Annotated in this window: 24 protein-coding genes; 9 read left to right on the forward strand and 15 right to left on the reverse strand. The window is 68.8% G+C overall.

Features of this window, described 5'->3' with window-relative positions; translation table 11 throughout:
* Positions 1 to 32: 32 nt before the first annotated feature.
* Positions 33 to 593 carry a hypothetical protein gene (locus DELCS14_RS08500; protein WP_228676862.1) on the reverse strand — a complete coding sequence of 187 codons (561 nt, stop codon included), beginning with the start codon at positions 591 to 593 and terminating at the stop codon, positions 33 to 35.
* A gap of 189 nt (positions 594 to 782) precedes the next feature.
* On the opposite strand from DELCS14_RS08500, the gene DELCS14_RS08505 reads away from it, so the two are divergent.
* Positions 783 to 1,133 (forward strand): H-NS histone family protein, encoded by a 351-nt coding sequence (locus tag DELCS14_RS08505; RefSeq protein ID WP_013801264.1) that lies wholly within the window; start codon positions 783 to 785, stop codon positions 1,131 to 1,133.
* Between the two features lie 85 nt (positions 1,134 to 1,218).
* Here DELCS14_RS08505 and DELCS14_RS08510 read toward each other — a convergent pair whose 3' ends face one another.
* The 5 genes from DELCS14_RS08510 to DELCS14_RS30400 form a co-directional block, all read right to left on the reverse strand.
* Positions 1,219 to 1,842: a DUF4400 domain-containing protein gene (locus DELCS14_RS08510; protein WP_013801265.1), complete on the reverse strand. Its 624-nt coding sequence runs from the start codon at positions 1,840 to 1,842 to the stop codon at positions 1,219 to 1,221.
* A complete protein-coding gene (traD, locus tag DELCS14_RS08515; protein WP_013801266.1) occupies positions 1,839 to 3,737 on the reverse strand; it encodes a conjugative transfer system coupling protein TraD in 1,899 nt (632 codons plus the stop codon). Before traD ends, DELCS14_RS08510 begins: the two co-directional genes overlap by 4 nt.
* Position 3,738: 1 nt before the next feature.
* Positions 3,739 to 5,517: a MobH family relaxase gene (gene mobH, locus DELCS14_RS08520; RefSeq protein ID WP_013801267.1), complete on the reverse strand. Its 1,779-nt coding sequence runs from the start codon at positions 5,515 to 5,517 to the stop codon at positions 3,739 to 3,741.
* A gap of 87 nt (positions 5,518 to 5,604) precedes the next feature.
* Positions 5,605 to 6,252, reverse strand: a complete 648-nt coding sequence (locus DELCS14_RS08525) for a FlhC family transcriptional regulator (RefSeq protein ID WP_013801268.1) — start codon at positions 6,250 to 6,252, stop codon at positions 5,605 to 5,607.
* Between the two features lie 7 nt (positions 6,253 to 6,259).
* Positions 6,260 to 6,586 carry a hypothetical protein gene (locus DELCS14_RS30400; RefSeq protein WP_013801269.1) on the reverse strand — a complete coding sequence of 109 codons (327 nt, stop codon included), beginning with the start codon at positions 6,584 to 6,586 and terminating at the stop codon, positions 6,260 to 6,262.
* Positions 6,587 to 6,848: 262 nt separating this feature from the next.
* On the opposite strand from DELCS14_RS30400, the gene DELCS14_RS29475 reads away from it, so the two are divergent.
* Positions 6,849 to 7,640, forward strand: a complete 792-nt coding sequence (locus DELCS14_RS29475; RefSeq protein ID WP_013801270.1) for a S24 family peptidase — start codon at positions 6,849 to 6,851, stop codon at positions 7,638 to 7,640.
* Between the two features lie 594 nt (positions 7,641 to 8,234).
* Here DELCS14_RS29475 and DELCS14_RS08540 read toward each other — a convergent pair.
* From DELCS14_RS08540 to DELCS14_RS08560, 5 genes are all read right to left on the reverse strand, one after another.
* Complete coding sequence (locus tag DELCS14_RS08540; protein ID WP_013801271.1) at positions 8,235 to 9,296, reverse strand: DUF932 domain-containing protein; 1,062 nt, start codon at positions 9,294 to 9,296, stop codon at positions 8,235 to 8,237.
* Positions 9,297 to 9,615: 319 nt separating this feature from the next.
* A complete protein-coding gene (locus DELCS14_RS08545; protein WP_013801272.1) occupies positions 9,616 to 10,623 on the reverse strand; it encodes a toprim domain-containing protein in 1,008 nt (335 codons plus the stop codon).
* Positions 10,624 to 10,755: 132 nt separating this feature from the next.
* Positions 10,756 to 11,064 carry a hypothetical protein gene (locus tag DELCS14_RS08550; protein ID WP_013801273.1) on the reverse strand — a complete coding sequence of 103 codons (309 nt, stop codon included), beginning with the start codon at positions 11,062 to 11,064 and terminating at the stop codon, positions 10,756 to 10,758.
* Positions 11,061 to 11,282, reverse strand: a complete 222-nt coding sequence (locus DELCS14_RS08555; RefSeq protein WP_013801274.1) for a hypothetical protein — start codon at positions 11,280 to 11,282, stop codon at positions 11,061 to 11,063. The genes DELCS14_RS08550 and DELCS14_RS08555 overlap by 4 nt, the downstream gene beginning before the upstream one ends.
* A gap of 63 nt (positions 11,283 to 11,345) precedes the next feature.
* Complete coding sequence (locus tag DELCS14_RS08560) at positions 11,346 to 11,909, reverse strand: hypothetical protein (protein WP_013801275.1); 564 nt, start codon at positions 11,907 to 11,909, stop codon at positions 11,346 to 11,348.
* 482 nt (positions 11,910 to 12,391) lie between these two features.
* Here DELCS14_RS08560 and DELCS14_RS30405 point away from each other — a divergent pair, with 482 nt between their 5' ends.
* From DELCS14_RS30405 to DELCS14_RS08600, 7 genes are all read left to right on the forward strand, one after another.
* Positions 12,392 to 13,375 carry an AcaB family transcriptional regulator gene (locus DELCS14_RS30405; protein WP_013801276.1) on the forward strand — a complete coding sequence of 328 codons (984 nt, stop codon included), beginning with the start codon at positions 12,392 to 12,394 and terminating at the stop codon, positions 13,373 to 13,375.
* Between the two features lie 595 nt (positions 13,376 to 13,970).
* Complete coding sequence (locus tag DELCS14_RS08575) at positions 13,971 to 14,219, forward strand: AlpA family phage regulatory protein (RefSeq protein WP_013801277.1); 249 nt, start codon at positions 13,971 to 13,973, stop codon at positions 14,217 to 14,219.
* A 61-nt stretch (positions 14,220 to 14,280) separates the two neighbouring features.
* Positions 14,281 to 14,529, forward strand: a complete 249-nt coding sequence (locus DELCS14_RS08580) for a PIN domain-containing protein (protein WP_013801278.1) — start codon at positions 14,281 to 14,283, stop codon at positions 14,527 to 14,529.
* Positions 14,530 to 14,736: 207 nt separating this feature from the next.
* On the forward strand, positions 14,737 to 16,326 hold the full coding sequence (locus tag DELCS14_RS08585) for a Fic family protein (protein WP_013801280.1): 1,590 nt from the start codon (positions 14,737 to 14,739) through the stop codon (positions 16,324 to 16,326).
* A 128-nt stretch (positions 16,327 to 16,454) separates the two neighbouring features.
* Positions 16,455 to 17,351 carry a site-specific integrase gene (locus DELCS14_RS08590; RefSeq protein ID WP_013801281.1) on the forward strand — a complete coding sequence of 299 codons (897 nt, stop codon included), beginning with the start codon at positions 16,455 to 16,457 and terminating at the stop codon, positions 17,349 to 17,351.
* A 150-nt stretch (positions 17,352 to 17,501) separates the two neighbouring features.
* Positions 17,502 to 17,744, forward strand: coding sequence for a hypothetical protein (locus DELCS14_RS08595; RefSeq protein ID WP_013801282.1), 243 nt, complete (start codon positions 17,502 to 17,504; stop codon positions 17,742 to 17,744).
* A gap of 295 nt (positions 17,745 to 18,039) precedes the next feature.
* Positions 18,040 to 18,297, forward strand: coding sequence for a helix-turn-helix transcriptional regulator (locus DELCS14_RS08600; protein WP_013801283.1), 258 nt, complete (start codon positions 18,040 to 18,042; stop codon positions 18,295 to 18,297).
* Between the two features lie 195 nt (positions 18,298 to 18,492).
* On the opposite strand, the gene DELCS14_RS08605 is transcribed toward DELCS14_RS08600, so the two are convergent.
* The 4 genes from DELCS14_RS08605 to DELCS14_RS29480 all read right to left on the reverse strand — a co-directional run bounded on the left by DELCS14_RS08605 (position 18,493) and on the right by DELCS14_RS29480 (position 21,828).
* On the reverse strand, positions 18,493 to 19,026 hold the full coding sequence (locus DELCS14_RS08605; protein WP_013801284.1) for a hypothetical protein: 534 nt from the start codon (positions 19,024 to 19,026) through the stop codon (positions 18,493 to 18,495).
* A 346-nt stretch (positions 19,027 to 19,372) separates the two neighbouring features.
* Entirely contained in the window at positions 19,373 to 19,570 is a 198-nt protein-coding gene (locus DELCS14_RS08615; protein WP_013801285.1) for a hypothetical protein, read from the reverse strand.
* Positions 19,571 to 19,573: 3 nt separating this feature from the next.
* Positions 19,574 to 19,753 (reverse strand): hypothetical protein, encoded by a 180-nt coding sequence (locus DELCS14_RS08620; RefSeq protein WP_013801286.1) that lies wholly within the window; start codon positions 19,751 to 19,753, stop codon positions 19,574 to 19,576.
* Positions 19,754 to 20,376: 623 nt separating this feature from the next.
* Positions 20,377 to 21,828, reverse strand: a complete 1,452-nt coding sequence (locus DELCS14_RS29480; RefSeq protein WP_013801287.1) for an HNH endonuclease — start codon at positions 21,826 to 21,828, stop codon at positions 20,377 to 20,379.
* Between the last annotated feature and the right edge of the window lie 46 nt (positions 21,829 to 21,874).

Below are 21,874 nucleotides of genomic sequence, written 5' to 3' on the forward strand. Positions count from 1 at the left end.
TGCAGCGCCGGCCGGGGTGGTGGCTAAGGCGCTCAGCCGTCGGCGTGCGCGCCGGGGAGCAGTCCATGGCCGGCACGTTCGGCCATGTTCTGCCGGGCCTGGAGCAGCAGCTGGGCGCCGCTCTCATCGATGCGGCGCGCGTGCGCGACACATGCCGTGGTGAGCTGATCGAGCTGGAAATTGGGGTTCGGATGCCGGTTCGCGGGCGAGCGCTGCAGTTCGCGCAATTGCTCGTACTGCGGGCGCCACATCGATTCGCGGCGGCGGGCCGTGGCCGGGGGGCGCAGCACCAGCTGCGTGCCCAGGAAGCGGAAGATGTCCTCCCGTCCCGCCGGGCGCGCCAGGCTGAGCGACACGGCCGCGCTGATCAGATCCGGGAAGCGGAAGGTCGGGCACACGTTCGCCGCGCTCTTGAGGATGCCGTACAGCCATGCGTACTCCTCGATCCACAGCCTGGCCTCGACGATGACGTCGGCGTGCGCCGATGGTGCCGCTTGGCGCAGCGGGGCCGCTTCGCATTCCGACGGCAGGGCATGGTCCATCTCGATCTCCTTGGCATGGCGGGCGGTCTTCGCGGCGGCCACGTTGAACACATCTCGGTGCTGCTAGCGTAGGGGCGGCGCGCGTCGGCGTCGCCCCGGAATGCATGGGAATTGGGGGGGATTTCGGGGACAGCCCGCCAGATGCGCCGCCGCGTGGCGCTGGCCAGGCGCGGGGACGCGGCGGCCTGTGCGTGGGCGCCGTTAGCATTGGGCACCGCAACCCGAGAAGGAACGCTTTTCATGACCAGGAACGCCGCGCGCACCTACGCCGACATCACCAAGGAAATCGAGTCGCTTCAGAAGGAGGCGCAGGAGGTGCGCAAGAAGGAGGTGGCGGAGGTCATCGGGCGCATCAACGAGGCCATCGCGTTCTATGGCCTTCGTCCCGCCGATCTGCGCTTCACGGGCAAGCGCGCCGGCGCGAAGCCCAACGCCGGCGACGCCACGAAGAAGGCGCCGGCCCAGCGCAAGACGCTGCAGGCCAAGTACCGCGATGACAAGGGCAACGCGTGGTCGGGCCGGGGGCCGCGTCCGCGCTGGCTGCGCGAGGCGCTGGAGCAGGGCCGGACGCTCGAGGAATTCGCGGGCTGAGCGCCGCGGGCCCGCGCGGCAGCGGCAGCGCCGCCGGGACATGGCGCCGCATCGTGCCGGGCCGCGGCGGCACGGGGCCCGTGCTTCACGGCCGGCGGTGGAAGTGGGAAATCGCGCGGCTGGCGAGCACGCACACCAGGATGGGCGCGGCGGCCCAGGCGGCAGGATGCAGCGCCCAGGGCCAGACCATCGCCAGCACGCTCGCGCACAGCGTGAAGATCGCGGCGCTCACGTAGAGGGCGAACATCTCCGGGTCGTGCTGCCGGAACACCTTCGACTTGGTGGCGCGCTCCAGGAAGGCGTCCGTGACCAGGGCCAGCGCGAGCATCCAGCAGCGGGGCAGCCATTCCAGCAACATCGACAGCCGGTACGAGGCCAGGATGAGGAGGGCGTCGATCGACCTGAAATAGGCGTTGTCGAAAAGCCGCCGGTTCACCTGCGCCATCTCCTGTCCCACGGCGCGGTCGAGTCCCCCGACAGGGGCGGCGCTCGACGCCCGGGGGACCGGGGACATCGCAGCCGCGTCGGCCTGCAGGGCCATCATCCGGTCGAGCATCCGTTCGGCCGGGCCTGTCCCCCAGAAGTCGGCCGCGCGAAGATGCTCCGCGCGCAGCTGCTGCATGAACCGCTCGGGGGGCTGCGCCGAGGGCAGGTACAGGACCAGCAGCAACAGCGCGGTCAGCGACGCGACGGAGACGATGCGGATCATGATGGCCGCGCGGCGCCGCGGCCGCGGTCGGGGTCGATGATCTGGAAGCGCCCCTTGATGCGCCGCCCGCCCGACACGGACGCGAAGTAGTGCAGGTTGGGCAGCTTGCCGAGGATGTCCGCCGGCACGGCTTCCTCCTGGCTCTCGGTGATCTGCGTCGAATAGGACGAGGAGAAGTCTCCCAGGTGCGCATCGGCGCCATGGTTCAGCCCGACGCGCAGGGTATGGATCGACGTGCTGCCGAAGGTCTCGACGACGAACTCCTGGGTCGGGCCGTCCTTGGTGCGCAGCGCAATGAGATTGTTGAGGTTGCCGAGCACCATCCGCGCCGCGTCCTCGCTGCCCAGGCGCCGCGCGAGGTCGGCCAGCGTCTGCATCGCGCAGGTCGTGTAAATGCCGCCCTCGGCGCCCTTGTTCAGGATCTCGATCAAAGGGATGTTGATCACGTTCGACACTTCGTCCACGAACAGCGCGATGCGTCGGTACGCGCCCAGGTTGTAGCGCATGCCCGCGCGTGCCGCCAGGTCCGCGAGCGCGAGTGCGCCCATCGCGGACGCGACCGACGGGTCGGGCAGCGAGTCCACGCACATGTACAGGACGTGCCCCGCCTGCTCGATCTTCTCGAGGTTCATGATGGGGCGCTTGTCGTCGGCATCGAAGGGGTCGGGTGACAGGGTGCGGCCGAGGTCGCCCGAGGTGAGCATCGACAGTACGGGCAGCAGGTTGGCCGTGATCTTCTGGTAGTGCTCCCGGTCGTGGCGGAAGGTGCGCACCTGGGCATCGAGCGTCTTCGTGCGCTGCGCTTCGGGAACGTGGTGCTCGTAGTAGGAGACAAGCCCGAGCAGTTCGTTGCTCGACGCCTCGGAGGGCCGTCGCATGTTCCCGCGGTGCGCGTCGTGCAGCAGCTTCTTCATCTCGGGAACCTCGCGCCAGCCCGGCCCTAGCGTCGCGGCATAGTGGCGCCGCAGCGTCGCCTCCAGGATCGGCTCGATGCCGCCCTCGATGTAGCGCGTGAGCTTGAGCAGGTTGGGACGTTCCTCCAGCTCGACCAGGCCCTGGACGACGACGTTCACCGCGTCCCACCCGAAGGCGCTGAAGGCGCCCGCCGTGTCCGGCGGCATGATGGACTGGATCCGCGAGGAGACCTCGGTCGGCTTCTGCCAATTGAACGTGAAGTCGATGCGGATGCCGGTCTCCGGAAAGGCGGGATGGAACTCCAGGAAGGTGTCGGCCTCCCGGTAGCGCTCGCAGGCCCACTTGACGACGCGCTTGAGGCGGTGGCTGTTCTTCGGGTCGATGACGATCACGACATCGCCGCGCCGCACGGCCTGGGTGATGAGGTTGGCCAGCGCGACGCCCTTGCCTGCCTGGGTCGTGCCGATAAGCAGGGTGCCGCCTTCGAAGTTCTGCAGCGGCCGGTACAGCGGGCCTTCCATCGGTTCCACGCCGTGGATGTAGGGCAGCCCGATCTCGGCGTCCGGCTGGGGATCGGCCCGGTAGCCCAGGACGTTCAGCAGGACGGGCGAGACCAGGAAGTCCCGGTAGTCGATCTTGGCGAGCTCGTACAGGCGCTGCGAATGCACGGGCTGCCACTCGAAGCCCTGTCCGAGGTAGACGCTGTCAGCGCTGGCTGTCAGCTTCTCCAGGCGGACCGGGCCGATCACTTCCATCGCGCGGCCCGACAGCGAGGCGCGGACCACGAGGATGCGCAGGGCCTGCGCCGTCCGCACCACGCCGGCCAGCAGGCAGGCCAGCGCCATGGGCACCGACAGGGACCATGGCAGCGCCTGCGCTGCTGCCTCGTAGAGGATCAGGGCGAAAGCGAGGTACCACGCCAGGCCCGCGTAGCCCTCGTACGCGCGCCGCCATGGCATCTCGTACGGGCGCACGAGCATCTCAGGCCTCCCGGGCGGGCGCGTCCGCCTCGGGCCGCAGCCCGGCGACGAAGGCCGCCGCGATGACCAGTCCCAGGCATTCCTGGCCGCCGACCGCGCGGGTCGACGTGGGCGTCGCGACCCCCGCGCCGCGCGCCAGCATCCGCGCTTCGGAGAGGGCGCGCAGGGCCAGCGACGGCTCGACATGGCGGTGCTCGAATTCCCCCAGGGCAACGAACACGCCGTCCTCCACGACGCAGGCCAGGGGTCCGGGGCTCCCGGCGTTCAGGGCATCGACGATCTCGGCCAGGGCGTCGCGCACGCGCGGCGCCAGCCGCATGGGCGCGCGCAATGCCAGCGACGGCACCGGCGGCGGCGCCGCATCCGTGGCCGAGGGGCCAGGCGCCGGGCCGGACAGGGCACCCGCGGAGGCGGGACTGACCGGCAGCTCCATCTGGTGCGGCTCGCTCGGCGCGGCGGGGTCCGGCGCCGGCTCGGGCTCGGGCGTGGGCGTTGGCGTGGGCGTGGGCGTGGGCGACGGGGCGCGGCGCGGTCCCGGCGCGGCGACCGCGGGCTGGACGGCGTCCGGCTTGCCCGGCCCCGGGCTGGCCGCGAGCGCGTCGGCCAAGGCCTCGGGCCTGGGCTCGACGCCAGCCAGCACCACGGCCGCGGCGGCGAGCCGCACGGCTTCAAGCGGCGCCTTGGCGCCGGGCGGGGTGATCGTCCACAGCGGCCTGCCGTCCGCCTGCGCCTCGAAAACGCCGGCGCCGAGCAGGATCTCCAGCATCGTTTCGGGGGACTTGGGAATGCCGGGCAGCTGGTCGGCCTCGAGCAGCTTGCGCATGTCGGCGGCCCCGTTGGGCCATACGATGAACAGGCCGTCGCGCCCGTACCAGACGCGCGAGCGCTCCGCGTTCGGCTGCCAGGACGCATGGGTCGCGACCAGGCGGCGCAGCGCGTCGACCAGGTAGCGTTCCAGGTGCGAGCCGAGTTGGGGCTGGCCATAGCGATCGGCACTGGCCTTGAGGAAGCGGTCGATGACGAGCGCGGCGGAGCGGCGGACCAGTTCGTCGAGGATGTTGTGCTCGCGGTACAGCGGCATCGCCGAGAGGCTCGCCATCATGTGCGGGACCACCACCGAGTTGCCTTGCGCGAGGTGCTGCAGCATCGCCGCCGGCACGACGTGGGGCAGGACGAACAGGGAGATGCCGGGGCTCTCCGCGGCATTCGGCATCCACTTGAGGTAGTAGCGCGCCACGCCCTGCTGCGACAGCCAGGGCTGCAGCCCCAGCAGGTAGGGCTGCCACTCGTTGCCCTCGTGGTCGGTCACGATCACCCGGCCCAGCGTGCGGTGCATCTCGGCGCACAGGCCCGCGATGAACGTGGCCAGGCGCCAGCGCGGCTCCAGGTGTCGGCGCGTGGTGATCGTCGCCCTGCCGGAAAAGATGTGCGCATCCGTGCCCTGGAGCGCGAAGAACGCCGTCTCGAGGCCCAGGCGCAGCAGGCCGCCCGGGACGTTGAAGTAGTTGGCCGGCGTGGCGGGCAGCAGGTGCACGAACGCCGCGTAGCGGCGCACCAGCGCCAGCACGTCACGTTCGAAGGTGTCCCGATCGGTGCCGTAGCAGATCTTGATGCGCGCCAGCAGGTCCGCGTGCGCGCCGAGGAGGTGGTCGAGGCCGAGCGCGGGAAAGCCCGGATCCACGGACGGATAGGCGAAGGCCGCGGCGGCGCCGGCCGCGCCGGGACGCCAGGCCGGAGAAGCGGCGTCTGCGGACGCGGAGGGTGCATGGCGGTCTTGCATGGCTGCGGCTTCCGTTGCGGGTCGTCCCTGGATGGTCGGCGGCGGTTGGCCTTGCGCGCCCGCGTTGCTCGTCGTCGCGCGACGCCGTCAGCCGGCGGAGCCGTGCCGGCGCGCCCGCAGCGCCAGGCTCCACTGCAGGCAGGCCGGATCAGGCAGCGGCGGCGTCGGGAAACTCATCTGGACGCGCGGATCGCGTGGATAGCGCTCCATCAGCTTGCAGAACGGGCAGTCCGGGCGCGAGCGCTCCGCGGCGCCCGGCTCGACGAGGTACTGGCTGCCGCAGGCCGCGCAGGTGCTCAGCGAAAGAAGAACCTCGCGCGCATTCCAGATGCCGTCGAGGTGCCGCGCGAGGTCAAACGCGCGGTCGAAGCTCAGGCGCGGCGCGTGACGGCAAACGCTGCAGTAGTGGCGGTAGGCGGCCAGCAGGGACCGGATGGGGTCCACGTCGAGGTTGCGCAGGCGGCGGTACACGCTGGCGAGGACGGACGCTTCCGTGCGCTCGAGCAGCGTCGCCCCGTAGTACCACTCCGGCGTGTGCGGCGGCCGCCCGCGCGGAGGGACACAACGGTCGGCGTGCAGCAGCCGCAGGATCTGCCGCTGGCCCAGACCGGTCAGGATCTCGATGGTGCGCATGCGCGCGCCCAGTTCGGCGCACTCCCGCACCAGCGCGAGCCTGTCGAGCTGCCGCTCCGAGTGGCGTGTCAGCGTCGCGGGCGAAGCGGGCGGGGAAGCCATGCCGTGGTCACATGGCGTGTCCGCGTGGCGCTGCAGTGGCCGCCGGTCTGACGGGAAACGGGGGGTGGACCGCGCAGAGCGCGCCGGCAAGGGGCAGGGGCGACTGCAGCAGCGCGAACAGGTCGTTGCGCGGAGCGAACAGCGTCTCGTTGCCGACATTGGCGACGATGGCGAGAATCTGGGTGGGCGACAGCGATGAGAGGTACTGGGCGTCCGGCTCGCGCAGGCCGAACAGGCCGCAGGCCATGACCCGGTCGCGGCTGATGCTGTCGCGCATCGTCAGCAGCAGCGTGAGATTGGAGAGCTGCACCTCCGAAAGATGGGTGTCGACCATGGTGGAAACCTCCTTCCTCGGTATGTCTTGCGGGTAAAGTGACGCGCCAGGCAAGACATCGATCGGATGGATGTGACGATCACGTCGGCCCGTTTTTACGCATGCCGGTAGACACGCGCTGCTGAGAGCATATGCTCTGGCGTGAAATAATTCCGGTAGAAATTGCTCCAAAATGTTTCCGGGCGCGCCGAAACGGAGGAAATCGGCGTTGTTTCGGAGTGGCACTCGCGCCGGACGTAGCAGGGGTGAATGCCATGGATGCATGGCACGGCTGAATGGCATGGCAAAGAGCGAAATGAACCAAACATCGAAGACAGGCGCGTCGGGCCGGCAGGTGCAGGCAAAACGCCAACCGGAGGACGCGTCCCCGGCCGGCGCGGACCCCGCGCTGTCCACCGGCCTGCGCGAGCGGCTGATCGAGCGCATGCGTGATGCACGCATTCCGGAGGGCCACCCGCAAGCCCTTCACCTGGCGGCGATCACGGGCCGGACGTACCAGACCACCCGCCGCTGGATCGATCCGGCGACGCCCGGCCTGCCGGACCTCGCCTCGTTCCGGCTGCTGTGCACCGGCATGGATGGCGACCCCTCCTGGCTGCTGGGGCTGGTGGATGAGAAGCGATCGCTGCGCGAGTCCGTGGCGGGCGCCGCCCCCGCGGGCCGCGAGAGCCGCGAGCCGGGAGACTGGGTGCAGGGCGTGACCCGTGATGTGCAGCACCAGATGTTCGGCTGCCACGCCAGGCTCATGCGCGGCGACGAGATGGAGCCCGACATCGCCGATGGCGACACGATCTTCGTCGATTTCGGCGTGGGCGAGTTCTGCGGCAACGGTACCTACCTGATCGCGTGCGATGGCCTGGAACTCGTGCGCATGCTCGAGTACCGGGTGGACATCGGCCTGGTGCTGCGCTGCGCGAACAGCAACTACGCCGAAACGGTCATCCGCGACGCCGCCGACAGCGTGCGACGCAAGCTCAAGGTGCTGGGACGGATCGAGGGTGTCGTCCAGGTCCGCAAGTTCTGGAAGACCTCGCGCGCAGGCGCGGCGGGGTAAGCGGCTCCGCCGGCGGGGCGCATTGCGCGCGCGGCGGGCCAACATGCGGGGCAAAAGCTGGGTCGCCCGCCCCCGCGACGGGGACGGGCGAGGCTCGACGGTCTCTGGAACCGGGGCGAAGCCGTCCGGCCGCGGTGGCGAGGCCTTCCCACTTCCGGGCAGCCAGCGCGATGAGCTTGCCGCCGAGTCCCGTAAATGCGGTGGCGCGGTCGTGGTCCCTGCTCCTGGCTGCGTCGCGGCCCCCGCCGGGGGATTGCGCTGCGCGGCAGGCCGATGCGGCTGATCGCGCCCGAAGGCGCGCTGCCGCAGGGGGCCGAACGCGCCGACAAGATCAATACGGAGTTCCAGGTCCGGGTTCCTTCTCGGGCAGGCGCCAACACGCATCTGGACGCGCGCCTGGCCAAGGCGGGGTTCCACCACGACATGGACACACTGCTGCGTCCCGGCCTGCCGGCCTTCGATGTGGACCTGGCAGGCGAGATCGTGCGCGCGGCCTATTTCCGGCATCTGCCATGGTGCTGGGCGGTTAGGGCACCCCGCCACCCGGATGAACGGATGGCGGGGTGGTGCTTCAGGCCGGGGGGCCGCGGTGGCTCAAGCCGCCGTGACCAGGCCTTCCCATTCCTTGGGGCTTTGCTCGATCATCTTGCCGCCGATCTCCTCGAACTCGGTGGCCCGGTCGTAGTTGGGGATCTCCTGGCTGAAATGCGTGACCGCGTTGACCAGCCCATAGGCGGACAGCTGTCCGCCGTTGATCAAGTGGCGCAGCACGCCGGAGCGCTCGCCCTCATTGAGGTCGTACCGGTTGGCAAGCACCTCCACGCTCTTGACCGGGTCGCCCGTGAGCTTGATACCCATGGTCCTTTGCATCTTGCGCGCCGCTTCCTTGAAGGTGTGCTCCGTGACCGTGGACTGCACCACGTCGCGCACTTTGAGAAAGAAGGCGCGGTCGTCCGCCTGCAAGGTCTCCTCCTGATAGACCTGGACATTGTTGTCCTCCGTTCCGAGCGCGCGGCCGATGTGCGTCTTGCGCAGCGCATGGTCGGGAACGATCAGCCCGTTGCTGCACACGACGCGGTACAGCAGGGGCTGGACCGACAGCGTGCCATGCCCGACCTCCGAGTTGGTGATCACCACGCCCGCCTGGACGATGTCGCCGGGCTCCATGGTGTACGCCATGGGCGGCACCACCACCTTCAGGTACATGCGCGTGTCGGTTAGCTCGACCGACTCGAAGCGCATGTCCGGCAGCGTCTGCAGGATCGGGATGACGGCGTTCGCGAGGTCGTAGTTGTCCAGCCGGCGGTAGCGGTCCGACAGCACGGCGCGGGCCTGGCCATCGAGGGTGCGCACCATCGCATGTCCCTCGCCGCACTGCAGCCACGTGTTGACGTTGTTGTCCAGGAGCTTGGGCTGCTCCTTGCGCATGCGGTCGTAGTACGGGTACGGGATGTTGAGCTTGGCGGCCAGCTGGCGCCGCGCGAGTTCTGTGACGGTGAAGGTTCCGCCATTGGGGTGGTCAATGACCAGGCTGCCCTTGCCTTGGTCGCCGGTTTCGTGCCGCATCATCGAGGGATGCAGCACGAGGTCCTTCTTGGTCGAGAGCTGGCGTTCCAGCTCCTGAGCGAGTTGCACGAGGGTTCGTCCGTTGCGCATTTGAATCTCCAGTCGGAAGTGAAATGCGGGGACACACGCCCCCCTCGGGGAACAGGTCCCCGCGGGATGGTCAAGGAAGTGGCGATCGCCACTTCACGATGCGCGCGACAGGGTGTCGCGCGGGTACTCCAAGGCTGCCTTCGCCGCGCGCGACGCGCGCGGCCTGGTCTGGCAGCGACCAGGGGAGCGAAGCTCCGGGTATTCCTTCGCCTTGTCGCTGACGGCACTCGCTGTGCCGGTCACCGAGAAGACGGGTCCGGCCGATTGGCCGGACCCGTACCCATCGCCTGGTCCGTGGCTCGCAGTGGCTGGCGCGGCTTCAGGCCGCGCGCTTCATCTTGCTGACCACGGCCCACCAGACGTCGGCCCAGTCGGCGCCTGGCTTGCGCGGGATATGCACTTCCACCTCGCGCTCGATGCCGTGCCGCGCCTCCTTGCGGATGCGGCGGGCCAGCAGGTAGGCGCTGGCCTCTCCATCGAAGTCGGCGTTCGCGTCGTTGTCGCCGAAGATCAGCACCCGGCGCACCGTATCGGGCAGCCAGATCCGCTCCAGGTTGCCCGCGCTCAGGCCCGGCCACACGGGGATGTCCTTCATCAGGTGCACTGCGAACGCGTTCTCGATGCCCTCGGTCAGCCCGAGCGCGTCCGTGGGTTCGAACAGGCGGATGGCCGCGCCGTTGATGCCCGAGGTCAGGACCTTCTTCGCGTCGGGCAAGGCGGCCTTGCGCCCTCCGCTCAGGTAGGTCCGGTGCAGCGACACCAACTGGCCGTCCGGGCCGTCGATGCGCGCGAGCATGGCTGCGTACTCGGCGACCTTGCGTGACTTGCCGCTGCCATCGCGCTCGTAGTAGCCCAGCCGGGGATGGAAGCGCAGCGATCCGGGATAGACGTCCAGGCCCAGGCCGCGGCCGCAGAGATAGCGATCGACCTCGTCCCCGCGTTGCACGGGCCTGCCTTCGCTCCATATCCTGCGTGCCAGCTGCAGCATGCGCTCGCCGGACGCTGTCTCCGCGCGGGCGGGTGCGGCGGCCGGCAGGCCACCCACGGTCTGGGCGACCATCTCCAGCGTATGCGCGAAGTCCCAGCCCGTGATGGCCTGAAGCAGCTTGAAGCCGCCGCCGGCGCCGCAGTTGCGGCAGACATAGTTGCCCTCGCCGTAGCGGTCGGTGTACTGGAAGCGGTCGGTGCCGCCGCACAGCGGGCAGGGCATGTTCTTGCGCCGCAGAAGCCGCTCGTCCACGCCCAGGCTGCGCAGGATCTCGTCCCAGCGGCCATGCGCGCGGGCCTGCACGTCCTCCACGCGCAATGCGTATTTCTGCTCCGTCATGCCGGCCTCCGCGAGGTGGGCAGGACCGTTTGCTCTATGGGATTCATGGGTCTCTCCGGGTGGGTGATCCGCGCGGCCCGAACCCTCCTGGGATCGCGGCCCTTGCGGGTAAATGAAGGTCGCGACGGGGCGTCACCGCCCAGCCTCGACCGTGAAGACGAGGCCTGCGCGCAGGGCGCGCGCCACGGCGTGCAGCGGCCAGTCGGCGGCAGTCACGAGCTGCGCGCCGGTGCCGGCGCCACCGTCGTCCAGCGGATCGAGCAGGTAGCCGCAAGGCACCAGCTCGATGCGGTAGGCACAGTTTCGAGCGCCCAGGACGACGAAGGTGCGGCCGGCGACGCCGGTGACGATCTCGCTTTCCTTGACGAGGAAGTCGATGTCCGTCGCATCGCGCACCGGCACCATGGGCCGGGCGCAGGCGCAGTGCGATGGCCGGTTCATGGCGCCACCTCCGTGGTTGCCGGCTCCGCGTCCATGGGGGCGGTCGGCGGGTTCGGGCGCGGGGAGGCGTCGCCGCGGCGCAGCGTGGCCTTCGCCGGGTCCTGGGGCGCAGCGGAAACCTCGCGGTCCGTGCGCGCCGCGTCCTCGTCGAACCGGGCGGCAACGCCATAGGCGGCCAGCACGAAGGCGAGGCACAACGTGATCTGCAATGAAGACATGGCAATCTCCTCAATGGGGGAGCCCGCCCGTGCGGACTCCGGGAAATGGGACAGGCAGCGTGCTCAGGCGAACAGGTCGCCTTGCATGGCGTGCTTCTTGATCTGCTCGTTGATCCACTGCGGGTTCTTGGCCAGTTGCGCTTCGATCCATTCCGGATTGCGCGCCACCGCCTCGGCCACCCATTGCGGATAGCGCGTGAGCGTCTCGCGCAGCCAGCGCTTGACGTTGATCGCGATGGTTTCGCGGATCGACTCGCAGTCGACCAGGCCGCAATAGGGAATCGGCGACAGCGGGCTGCAGCCGACCACGCGCAGGCAGCTCGCGAAGGAAAAAGGACGCTGGTCCTTGTCCGACTCGGTGAAGATCCAGCGTAGGGTCGCCAGCTTTTCCTCGAGCGGGGCATCGGGGTCGGCGAGGTCGACCACGTCCCTGAGCAGACGCCAGTGGAGGAACACGATCTCCTCCTCCGTCCACTCCTGCGTGTCCCGCTCGTTCTCGGGCTCGAACAGCGACCAGTCGGGCGCTGCGATGATCGACGCGCCCGTCAGCGCCGTGCTGGGGGACAGAAAGAACATGCCCGGCCCGGCGTGGGGCTGCGGGCGATGGGATGCAATGCTTTGCGGCATGGCTGACTCCAAGAAATCGAGGAGGCAGCGCGACCCCTGCGAGGGGCGGATGCCCCTCGGGGTGATGACTGCCGGCGCTGGGCCGGGGCTTGCGGGTCGATGGACCCAGGCTGGCTTGAGGTGTGGCGGGGGATCCGCCGTGATCGGTGCGCCAGCTACCGATCGGAAAGAGCTTTCGGCGCAAGGCCAGACGCTTGCCTCGAAAGCCTGTTCCGATGAAGGCCGCGGCCTGTGCCGGGCGGTCGTGCTCCAGGGCTCGCGCTTGGGACCGACCGGCGCGCAAGTCGCCGGGGCCCACGGGCCAGCTGCCGTTGGATACCACGGTAGCGAGGCCCCCGGGGCCGGTCAAGCCGGCGTGCCGGCCCGGCCCGAGCTGTCGTCGAAATGCGCCGCACTTGCGCCGGATTTCGGGTGGCGGCGCGCCGGGGCGGCGCTGAAGATCGGCCGAAGTACCCCAAGTAGCCGAAGCACCGGAGGCGACGATGGCAGACATTCAGATCGTGAAGACGGACCAGGGCGCGGTCAATGCGAGGATCCTGGCAAGGGAGGCCAAGGCCGATTTCCGCCGCGTCGAGGCCGCCAGCCTCAAGATCCGCACGCACCTCACGAGCGCCGAGGCCAAACGCCTTTTCGTGCGCATGTTCAATACCCTGCAGCTCAATGCCCACTTCATCTCCGTGATCGCGCGCACGCGCATCGACCACCAGGACATCGAGAAGATCGAGACCGCGCTCAGGGCCGACATCGATGCGGCCAAGGACAAGCTCAACCAGGCACTCGACGGCGCGGAGGCGCTGTTCAAGGCGAACGGCATCAGCAGCTTCGCCACCTATGACACCCAGCCGCTCGAGATCGAAGTCGGCATCCTCTCGTCGAGCGGGCGGCGCTACCTGGAGGTGCTCAACCAGCTCGACCAGCTGATGCCGCTGCTGCAGACGCTGGAGATTCATGAGGTCATCACCACGCAGGCGCTGGACATCCAGCGCGCCGCGTTGAAGCGGCAGATCAGGGACATCGCGAACTCGGCGCGGCGGCTGGCCACCGGATTGCGCAGGCGAATGAACGCCATGGCCGCGCGCGACGGCGAGCGCGGCGCGGAGCACCCCGAAGTGCCCGATGCGGACGGCATGCAGCAGACGGGGCCGGCGTCCTTCGACGCCGGTGGGGAAGGCGACGTCGCCGCTTTGAACCCTCCGGCTGCGACCGGTTCCGCCGACGCCGGCGAAGGGACCCTGCCACCCGGCGAAGCGCTGGAACGTGGACCGGACGCGGCGGTGCCCGGCGAGGCCGCGGTGGCCAGCGGCTCGGTGGTGGTGCGGCGCGTGCGGCGCAAGGTGGCCGATCCCGCCGTGATGGACGGATACGTCCAGGCTGCCGATCCGTATGGAGAGGCGGCTACCCTGCCTGGACCTGCGGACCCGCAGCCATCAGAGGCCGCCGATCGGGTGGCGGATGCCGCCGACTGACCTCCTAGCGCGCGTGCCGCGCACAGCGGCCTTCGGTGTCCTGCCCCATTGCCGGATGAGGGCCGCACGGCGTCACCCCGATTTGCGCTTGCGGCGCGGTGCATTCGGTCTCAAGGCGTGGCGCCTGGGCCCCAACCGGTTCCCCTGACGGATGGTGTGCACTATGGTGTCCGTCGCTCCCACGGCACTGCGTTCAGAGCGCACGCCGCGAGCAGGAGACAGCTGGATCTCCTCGATCATCTAGCCTCGGAGAGCCTGCGATTCCTCGCCCGCGGCCGTGCCGGACCCGGTAGGCCGGGTCTGCGCGCCTGCAGGGCGTGGTGGGGCCGGCTTCGTCCCGGCCACGCCACGGGTGGTGCAATCGGCGCACGACCACATCAACTCCAGCCTTGCCGCGATCGCGGCCAAGGTTCTGGTCGGGCCCGGCCAAGGCGCGGCCCTTCGGCCCATGTTCATCGACTGCCACACCGCCCAGGGGACGTCCGCGGTGCGTGCCTCTAGTGTCGCGTCCCTGCCGTGGGTGTGATCCTGACCTAACCCCACGTGAACGAGCGGGTCGGCCATCGACCGGCATGCGCCGGTGAGGAGTCGAACCATGCCTACTCTTTCCCATCGCCCCGTCACGCTGCCCGAGACGGGCTTCCTGCGCCAGGCCCAGGTGCTGATCTTCGTGCCTTTCTCCAAATCCACGCTGTGGCGCCGTGTCGTGGACAAGAGCTTTCCCGCTCCGGTGAAGCTCTCGGCCAACGTGACGGCGTGGCGCGCCGAGGACGTGCGCCGCTGGATCGAGGAGCAGGGCGGCTGGCAGGTCTCGCCGCCAGATCTGCCCCGGGCGCGGCGTTGAGGGCACGGCGCCTCCTTCCGCGTTCCGCGACGACGCGCGCTTCGCCGCGCAGCCCCTCGCCGTGGGTGTGCCATGGCGCATCATTGCATCGTTTCTGGGCTTCGACAACGATGCGGCCGTTGCATATGCTGAAATCGCCGCGTCGCGGAGTATCGTCGGCAAGCCGATCAGCCAGTTCGACGCCATGATTGCGGCGATCGCCAAATCGCGTGGCGCTAGGCTGGCGACGCGCAACGTCGATGATTTCGCCGAATGCGGCATCCAGGTGATCAATCCCTGGAGTGATGGCGAATCGATGCAGGCGAATTGATGCTGCGTGCGAGCCGCATGGTGGGACGCGTCGTCAGCATTGCGGCCGCGACGGCACCCTTCGTTCCGACGTTCCCATGGGCCTGCGGCGTGTCAAGCCTGGCCTGCGACCTGCCCATGGCCTTGATGATGCTTCTAATATAGCGTTTTAGATGAAAAGGCCAGATTCCATAGCAAAATAGTCGAACCTATAGCGGAATTGCACCTCATGCCAGACAACTTGTTGGGATTCCATCGGCTGGAGGCGCAGCACAGCGTCCGCCTGGTGCAGCCGCTGCACACGCTCAGCCGCCTGGGCGCGGTTCGCCAGCGCGAGCTCGCCGGTGGCCGGGAGATCCGCACCTGGACGGCACAGTACCAGCCGACGGACACGTTCCGCGGGCATTTCGAATTCGGCCTCAAGTACGAGCGGCTCAATTTCGAGTTCTTCTCCAGGCTGTTCCACTGCATCGACCCCGAGGAGGTCGCCTCCTGGGTGAGGGAAGCGCCGACCGGCGGGTACGCGCGCCGCGCGGGCTTCTTCTACGAGTGGTTCACTGGCCGCCAGCTTGCCGTGCCGGACACCGCGCCCAACGTAGGCTATGTGGATGCGATGGACGCCAGCCTGTACCTGGCGGCCCAGCGGCCCGAACGCAACCGGCGCTGGCGCGTCAACGACAACCTTCCCGGCACGCGCGATTTCTGCCCGATGGTGCACCTGGGGGCCCCAGGCGAGCGCGATTGGCTCTACGACGTGGCAGCGGGTGTCCAGGCGCTCGACGACGTCTACGGGCCGGAACTGCTCCTGCGCAGCGCGGCCTGGCTCACCTTCAAGGAATCCCGCGCCAGTTTCGCGATCGAGCACGAGGCGGACAAGCAGGACCGCGTCAAACGCTTCGCCGCGGCCATCGGTGAGTTCAGCGGCCGCATGGACGACCCCATGTCGCCGGACAGCCTGATCACGCTGCAGCGCGCCCTGCTGGGCGATGCCGCGCTGCGGGTCGGCATCCGCCGCTCGCCGGTGTTCGTCGGCCAGAGCACCTTCAGGGCGCAGATCGTCCACTACATTGCTCCCTCTGAGGAACTCGTGGACGGCATGCTGGACGCCCTGCGCAGCTTCGAGGCCCGCACGCGGGGCGCCAATGCGCTGGCGCGTGCAGCGGCCGTCTCGTTCGCGTTCGTGTACCTCCACCCGCTTGCGGACGGCAACGGCCGGATCCATCGCTTCCTCGTGAACCACCTGCTCGCGGCCGACAAGGCTGTGCCCGCCAACATCATCGTGCCGGTGTCTGCCACGATCGCCGGCTCGGCTAGAGGACGGGCCGGATACGACCACGCCCTGGAAGTGTTCTCCCGTCCGTTCATGCGCAGCCATGCCGATGGCTACCGTTTCGGAGCGTCGCGAACCTGTCCCGACGGCGTGGTCACCGATTTCGAGTTCCTGCAGACGGAAGACGCCCAGCATGCGTGGCGCTACCTGGACCTGTCCGAACACGCCAGATACCTCAGCGATGTCCTGCGCCAGACCGTCGAGCACGAGATGGCCGAGGAGGCGCTGGCGCTGCGCCGCCACGACGACGCCCGCGCCGCCATCAAGAACCTGGTCGAGATGCCCGACCAGGACGCCGACCGGATCATCCGTTCGCTCAAGGAAGGAAACTGGCAGGTGAGCAACAAGCTGCGCAAGGAACTGCCGGAGATCTTCGGCGAAGGCGGCGGCCTGCATGCGCACCACGGGCCGATCGTGGCGGCGGTGCGCGATGCGTTCGAGGGCGCCGACCTGGCGGCCGATGACGGCAGCAGGCGCGGGGCCGGCTGAGACGAAGGGCGCGGCGCGGGCGCGACCTGCCGCCGAAATCGCCGTCATTTCGGGCGGATTCTGGGTGGCGCCGGAACGCGGCAATCCGGAGCATCGGGTCCAGGGAAACACTGGCCAGATGGCTCGACATGGATTCGGATCGCTTGTCGCTCTCCAAGACGCTGCTGCTCGCGGTGCTCGCAGGCAAGACCTACGAGGCGGCGGCGCGCGACCACGGCCTGACGCGTACCGCCGTGGAGCGGCGCGTGAAGTCGCTCGTCCTGCGGCTGATCCGCGAGGTCGGCGTCGACGGGCTGAACGAGAGCCGGGCGATGTTCGCGCGCAAGCTGCGCGTCCATCGTCCAGCCATCGAGGCAGCGCTGCAGGGCTATGTGCCCGTCGCCGCCTACGAGAAGGACGCCGATCCGGTGGTGCTCTCGGACGAGGACATTCGCACCGCGCTGCGGCGCGTCCGGCTGCATACCCAGACCCCGGAGCGCGACGTCGCCATGGTGTGGATCCTGCTGGCTACCGGCCTGCGGCCGCTCGAAATCGCCCGCATGCAGGTGGGGGACTACCTGAACGCCGACGGCACGGTGCGCCTGAAGTCGCTGGTCCGCCCCTGCGTGGCGGTGAACGCCCGGGCCCGGCCGCTGTACTTCTCCAGCGAGGCGGCGCGCGCCGCCATTGATGCCTATCTCGCGACGCGCACCCAGGCCGGCGGGGGCACGCCGTACCGAGGCCTGGATCCTTCGGCAGCATTGTTTCTCGAGCAGCATGGACGGCCATTCCTGGTGGAGGCCCTCCCGACGCCGTCGGGCACGCGGTTTCTCTGCCAGGAGATCCACTATGCCTACCGCAAGATCTTCCGGAGGATCGGATTTCCGGGGCTCTCGGCGCTCAGCGTGCGCTACACGGTGATGGACAGGCTGGCTCGCCGCGGTGCCGATGAACGCCAGATCGGCGAGTTGCTGGGGATCCGCGAGCCGCGGCCGCCGAAGCGCCCGCGATTGGGGTTGGACGAGCTCATGGACGGGCTGTTGTAGGCGCCAGGCACGGCGCGCGAGCGCGGGAATACTGGCGGAATCCGACCCCAGTCTCGATGCAGTGCGATTTGCGGCCAGGCGGCGGTGCGGCGAGCACAAGCGCCTTGTCTTGCCCCAAGATGTGGCCTCTCAGGACTTCTTCCAACCACGATGGCCATGCTTCGATGCGGCAACCAGATACGCCTGACTCGGCGTGAAGCCGAGGTCTTCAAGGAGATCACGGACTTCGAGCCGGTCGGTGTCCGCACGCTGGCGGACCTGGAGGCGTACGTCGCGGGCTGCAAGCGGTACTACCACGGCAATTCGCACGCTGCGCGCTTTTTGCATTGGCTGATCGACGAGGAACTCGATCAATGCGTCGGCCGGGTGCCGCCGCGCCGCATGCCCGGATGAACCCGGCGCCCGGTTCCAGCCGGTGGCCACGCCGCCGCACCGGCCTGTTTTCTTTGCAGACCTTGCCCTGGCGCTGAAGCAGAACCCGCGAGCAGCTGCCGTCCCGGATCCCGGCGCCATCCTCCGGAAGGCGCGAGCGCAATCGCGTGAACGCGGTCAAGCGCCATGGACGCCCGCACGGCGCCAGGCAGGCACAGCGGAATGTCACTCATAGAGAGTGCTCTTATAGAAAGTGCCCTCATACCGAGTAGCCTCATAGCAAGTGATCCGATAGCGTTCAATGCAAAGGAATGCTATGGAACTGGAATACGAACCCCTGGTGTGCTTCGGGCGCCACCTTGCGGCCACACGCCGCAAGGCAGGGGTGTCGCAGGAGGCGCTGGCCTATGAGAGCGGCTTGTCGAGGAGTTACCTCAGCGAGGTCGAGCGCGGCCTTCGGAATATCGCGCTGCGCAACATCTGCATTCTCGCGGCAGCGTTGAACGTGCCGCCGGCGCAACTGCTGGAGTTCGATCAGGAGCAAAACGGGGGTGAAGGGAGCGACCAGGGTTAGCGGGCAGGGGAGCGCCGTGTGGCGCAGCGCTTCGGCGCGGCCGATCAAGGGGCCGTGCGGGGAAAAGCGCCGGAGCAAAGGAAGGGGCGAGCGCCGTCGCCGTGATGGCGCGGGGCAGCGCGAGCGCAGGCCGATCCGCCCGTGCGCCACCGCGGGTGCGGCGGGCAGGGCGTCCGGTACTCTGTCGGCGGTTGATCAACCGGCCGCCGACTGTGTGGCAGAGCGAGGCTCGACGGCGGCTTCCGCGTTCGCGGCCGGGGCCGGGGCCGTGGCGTCGGACCGGTCCGCAGCCTTGCGCGCGCGCTCACGAAACGCCTTGTCGGCCTGGGCGTAGGCCTCGTTCTCGATGAGGCGCCGCACTTGCCGTTCGGCGGGATTCTCCTCGGCCTCGGGCAGGCAGGCGACGGCCAGGTTGCGGCCTGATCGCAGCGCTGCGAGCGCCGCCTTCGGAAAGGCGATGAACAGCGCGCTGAACAGGCTGCGCACGAAGCGGCCGATGCGCCGGTTGCGTGCTTCGCGGTTCTCGTGGAGCCGGATGCAGCGCTGGCAGCACAGGTACAGACCGCGATGCCGGCGCCGCAGCGTCTCGTCGCGCTCCAGCTCGGCGAGGATCTCCTCGGCCAGGGCCGCATCACTGCGGGCCTGCGGGTAGAAATCCACCCAGGTCTTCTCTTCCTGCCTTTCCACGCTTTCGAGTTTGCGGCGGGCAGGGACTTTCTCTTGCGACATGGCTATGCCTCCGATGGTTGGCGGTGAACAGAGGAGGACGCGGACGACAGCTCCGGTGGGAGTTGCCGTGGTTCCGCACGAAGCGCGGCCGGCCCGGTGAGTTCACCCGACCCACCCTCGCTGACCCGCGTCGAAGCGCTCGCTTCGGGCAGGCTACTCACTGCGTTTGCCTCCCGCCGAAGCCGAGGACCGCAGATCGCGGTATCGACTTCGAGGGCAGGTGAAACGCACTGGTCTCGTTCAGGGACTCGGCCACGGAAAGATTCCGTCCATGGCGCGTCCTGATCTTCATGGCAACGCATGCGAAGGCGTCGGCGCAGGCGATGGTGCCCAGTTGCCTGTGCACCTAGCGCCGTACCCCCGAGCGTGCCTGCTGCGCGATGCCGATCCACTTGTCGGCAATGCGCTCGAGGTACGCCAGGTCGTCCTGTTCGATCTCTCCCAGCTTGCGCAGCCGGACAATCACGGCCTTGACCAGTCCCGGATCGTCCATGGCGAGCTGGACGACGGTCATGGCAATCTGCTTGCGGTAGCGGTCGATCATTGATCAACCCTGCGCCATCGTCGTCTCGGCCTGCTGCTTCCCGGCAAGTTGCGCCGAAGCATCCGACCATGGCCGCAGCAGCACGGCCACGCGGCGGCTCTGTGGCCGGCGCGTCTCGCGCTGTCCCGAGCCACCCAACAGCACGCACGCGGCGCGCCGGTCTCTCGTCACGTCAGTGAACATGGTGTCCTCCATCCAAAAAAATGGGGAACACCGCTCCCTTCCCGGGGAAACAGGTTCCCCGTTCGGGATGCTTCGGCGATGCCGAAGCGCTCAGCGACGACACCTGCCGGTGCGCCAAGGTGATGAGGCCCGCGATCCATCGGATCGGAGCCTCCTCGCAGCCAGGCGCGGCGGCGCACATGGCACCGTCACGTCGGGCGTCTCGCGACGCTCCGCTCGCGGGGAGAGGAACGGCGCGGTCCAAGTCCCGCTCGGGGCGGGACGCATTGCCGGGGCCATGGGCATGGCCTGAGCCGGACGGATCCGGCTCCACAGGGCGAGTAACGATCGCAACGCCAGCAGGGCTGGACTTCAGGCGGCCTGCGGACAGGCCACGAAGAAGGCTGGGTGAGCACGATGCCCACGGGTAGCCATGGCACTATCGGTCAGGCCGGCCGGCCGCTCAAGAGCCTGGCCGCGCATGGCCGCTCCCATTGACCGAACCAGGGCTGGGACCGGCGAATTCGGGGAGGCGGTCCAGAGCGCAGCGCCCACATCCGGCAAGCACCGGCGCGCATGTCGCGGCCGCGCCGGTCGCCGGCGCCCACCGGCATGGCATTGGCGGCGCCGCGTCGCCGCAGACACTAAGTGCCGGGGGAGGATCGCTCGATCGTCTCCGTGTAGCGAAAACTCAGGGTCTGTTGATCGTCCCGCACGATGTCGGTGCCGCTCAGATCCACGACACGCGACCGGCTGCGCCCGAAAGTGTCCACGTGCTGCTGCGTGCCGCCGGTGTGCGGGAAGAAGCACAGCTCGAACTGTCCTTGGTCGGTGAGTGCGCTGTCTTGCTCGTGCATCGGCAGCACGATCTGGTGAACGACGTTGGAGAACTGCACCACGAAGATGAGGTAGGGGCAATCGGCGCGCTCCTCGCGCCTGCGAAGAAGTGCGTACTGGAACTGGTCGGTCGGCAGCGGTCCCGGCACGAACTGTTCCAGAAGGCGAAGAGGCCGGTAGGGATAGCTTTCGAAGCTGTGCGCGGGCGCCAGCACCCAGCGCTTCAGATGCGCGCAGGCGCCGGCCTCGGGCTCGGGCATGACGGCCAGGGCCATCTTGACCAGGCACTTGAAGACGCCCATGGGCACATAGGGTTGACGCTCGAGATGCAGCGTGAACGTCTTCCGGTCCGGGTCGAGCTCGTGGCGCGGGTCGCTTTCCCCCATCCGGATCTGCAGGTGGGCGGCGTCTCGCGCGTCGATGCGCAGTTGCTGGTCGCGCGACTTGAAAGACGGGATGCCCTTGCCGTTGACCCTGCCCATCGAGCGCATGGGCAGCGTCCATTTCGCGTAGTCATCCTCGAGCATCTTGGCGAAGTGCTTGTTGCACTCATCGCATTCCCAGCGATCAATGAGTGCCTTGTTGCCAATCAGCTCGGGGAACGCGTGCGCCTTGGTGCGGAAGGCCGCCGCCGGCGCCCCCTTGCCGCAATAGCGGCAGCGTCGCTGATCCAAGGCCCCCAGGTACCTCGGCTTGGAGCCTGCATGCAGGACATCGTGCGCGAGGATCTCGTAGCGCTCGTCGAACCATGCCGCGCGCATCTCGTGCTCCGCGGACAACGTGGCGCCGGCATCTTCGAGGCGTAGATCGACGGCGGCGGAGTCCGGGTGGCGCGCGAGGTAGGCGGCGAGGCATTCGGGCGTGCGGGGGACATAGATGAGGTCCGTGACGCCATGGCCTGCGGCGATCTCGGCGAGCAGCCCCAGGTCCGTGCCGATCGCGATGATGGGGCCCGCCAGCCGGCCCACGCGGATCTTCTCGGTGAGCAGGAAGACGGTCATGCCATCGAGTTCGCATCGGTTCTCGCGCTCCAGCAGTCCCAGTGCGTTCGCGTTCCACAACCCCGAGAGCCCGTCGCGCAGAGCGTCCTTGCCGGGGACGGCGATACCCAGCTCGCGGACCCCGCGTTGTGCCGTCAGGTACGCGCAGACCATCCATGCGGCGGCGACGGCCGCAGCGTGAATCGACAGGGGCGGGGTGTGCGCATGCACGGCAGGCACATGGCAAGGAGCAGCGGGGGAGGATGGCGAAGAGGACATGCGATGGCTTCAGCGGACACGACGCGCAGGCCGTGGGCGGTTGGCG

Origin of the sequence: Delftia sp. Cs1-4, assembly GCF_000214395.1 — a bacterium.
GTDB lineage: Bacteria > Pseudomonadota > Gammaproteobacteria > Burkholderiales > Burkholderiaceae_C > Comamonas > Comamonas acidovorans.

What these genes read in the sequence shown, in the direction of transcription:
- DELCS14_RS08575 (WP_013801277.1), top strand. Translation starts at nt 13,971, where the DNA reads ATGCCTACTCTTTCCCATCGCCCCGTCACGCTGCCCGAGACGGGCTTC.
- DELCS14_RS08605 (WP_013801284.1), bottom strand. Translation starts at nt 19,026, where the DNA reads ATGTCGCAAGAGAAAGTCCCTGCCCGCCGCAAACTCGAAAGCGTGGAA.
- DELCS14_RS29480 (WP_013801287.1), bottom strand. Translation starts at nt 21,828, where the DNA reads ATGTCCTCTTCGCCATCCTCCCCCGCTGCTCCTTGCCATGTGCCTGCC.
- DELCS14_RS30405 (WP_013801276.1), top strand. Translation starts at nt 12,392, where the DNA reads ATGGCAGACATTCAGATCGTGAAGACGGACCAGGGCGCGGTCAATGCG.
- DELCS14_RS08550 (WP_013801273.1), bottom strand. Translation starts at nt 11,064, where the DNA reads ATGAACCGGCCATCGCACTGCGCCTGCGCCCGGCCCATGGTGCCGGTG.
- DELCS14_RS08620 (WP_013801286.1), bottom strand. Translation starts at nt 19,753, where the DNA reads ATGTTCACTGACGTGACGAGAGACCGGCGCGCCGCGTGCGTGCTGTTG.
- DELCS14_RS30400 (WP_013801269.1), bottom strand. Translation starts at nt 6,586, where the DNA reads ATGGTCGACACCCATCTTTCGGAGGTGCAGCTCTCCAATCTCACGCTG.
- DELCS14_RS08545 (WP_013801272.1), bottom strand. Translation starts at nt 10,623, where the DNA reads ATGACGGAGCAGAAATACGCATTGCGCGTGGAGGACGTGCAGGCCCGC.
- DELCS14_RS08510 (WP_013801265.1), bottom strand. Translation starts at nt 1,842, where the DNA reads ATGATCCGCATCGTCTCCGTCGCGTCGCTGACCGCGCTGTTGCTGCTG.
- DELCS14_RS08595 (WP_013801282.1), top strand. Translation starts at nt 17,502, where the DNA reads ATGGCCATGCTTCGATGCGGCAACCAGATACGCCTGACTCGGCGTGAA.
- traD (WP_013801266.1), bottom strand. Translation starts at nt 3,737, where the DNA reads ATGCTCGTGCGCCCGTACGAGATGCCATGGCGGCGCGCGTACGAGGGC.
- DELCS14_RS08600 (WP_013801283.1), top strand. Translation starts at nt 18,040, where the DNA reads ATGGAACTGGAATACGAACCCCTGGTGTGCTTCGGGCGCCACCTTGCG.
- mobH (WP_013801267.1), bottom strand. Translation starts at nt 5,517, where the DNA reads ATGCAAGACCGCCATGCACCCTCCGCGTCCGCAGACGCCGCTTCTCCG.
- DELCS14_RS08505 (WP_013801264.1), top strand. Translation starts at nt 783, where the DNA reads ATGACCAGGAACGCCGCGCGCACCTACGCCGACATCACCAAGGAAATC.
- DELCS14_RS08585 (WP_013801280.1), top strand. Translation starts at nt 14,737, where the DNA reads ATGCCAGACAACTTGTTGGGATTCCATCGGCTGGAGGCGCAGCACAGC.
- DELCS14_RS08525 (WP_013801268.1), bottom strand. Translation starts at nt 6,252, where the DNA reads ATGGCTTCCCCGCCCGCTTCGCCCGCGACGCTGACACGCCACTCGGAG.
- DELCS14_RS08555 (WP_013801274.1), bottom strand. Translation starts at nt 11,282, where the DNA reads ATGTCTTCATTGCAGATCACGTTGTGCCTCGCCTTCGTGCTGGCCGCC.
- DELCS14_RS08560 (WP_013801275.1), bottom strand. Translation starts at nt 11,909, where the DNA reads ATGCCGCAAAGCATTGCATCCCATCGCCCGCAGCCCCACGCCGGGCCG.
- DELCS14_RS08540 (WP_013801271.1), bottom strand. Translation starts at nt 9,296, where the DNA reads ATGCGCAACGGACGAACCCTCGTGCAACTCGCTCAGGAGCTGGAACGC.
- DELCS14_RS08615 (WP_013801285.1), bottom strand. Translation starts at nt 19,570, where the DNA reads ATGATCGACCGCTACCGCAAGCAGATTGCCATGACCGTCGTCCAGCTC.
- DELCS14_RS08590 (WP_013801281.1), top strand. Translation starts at nt 16,455, where the DNA reads ATGGATTCGGATCGCTTGTCGCTCTCCAAGACGCTGCTGCTCGCGGTG.
- DELCS14_RS29475 (WP_013801270.1), top strand. Translation starts at nt 6,849, where the DNA reads ATGGCACGGCTGAATGGCATGGCAAAGAGCGAAATGAACCAAACATCG.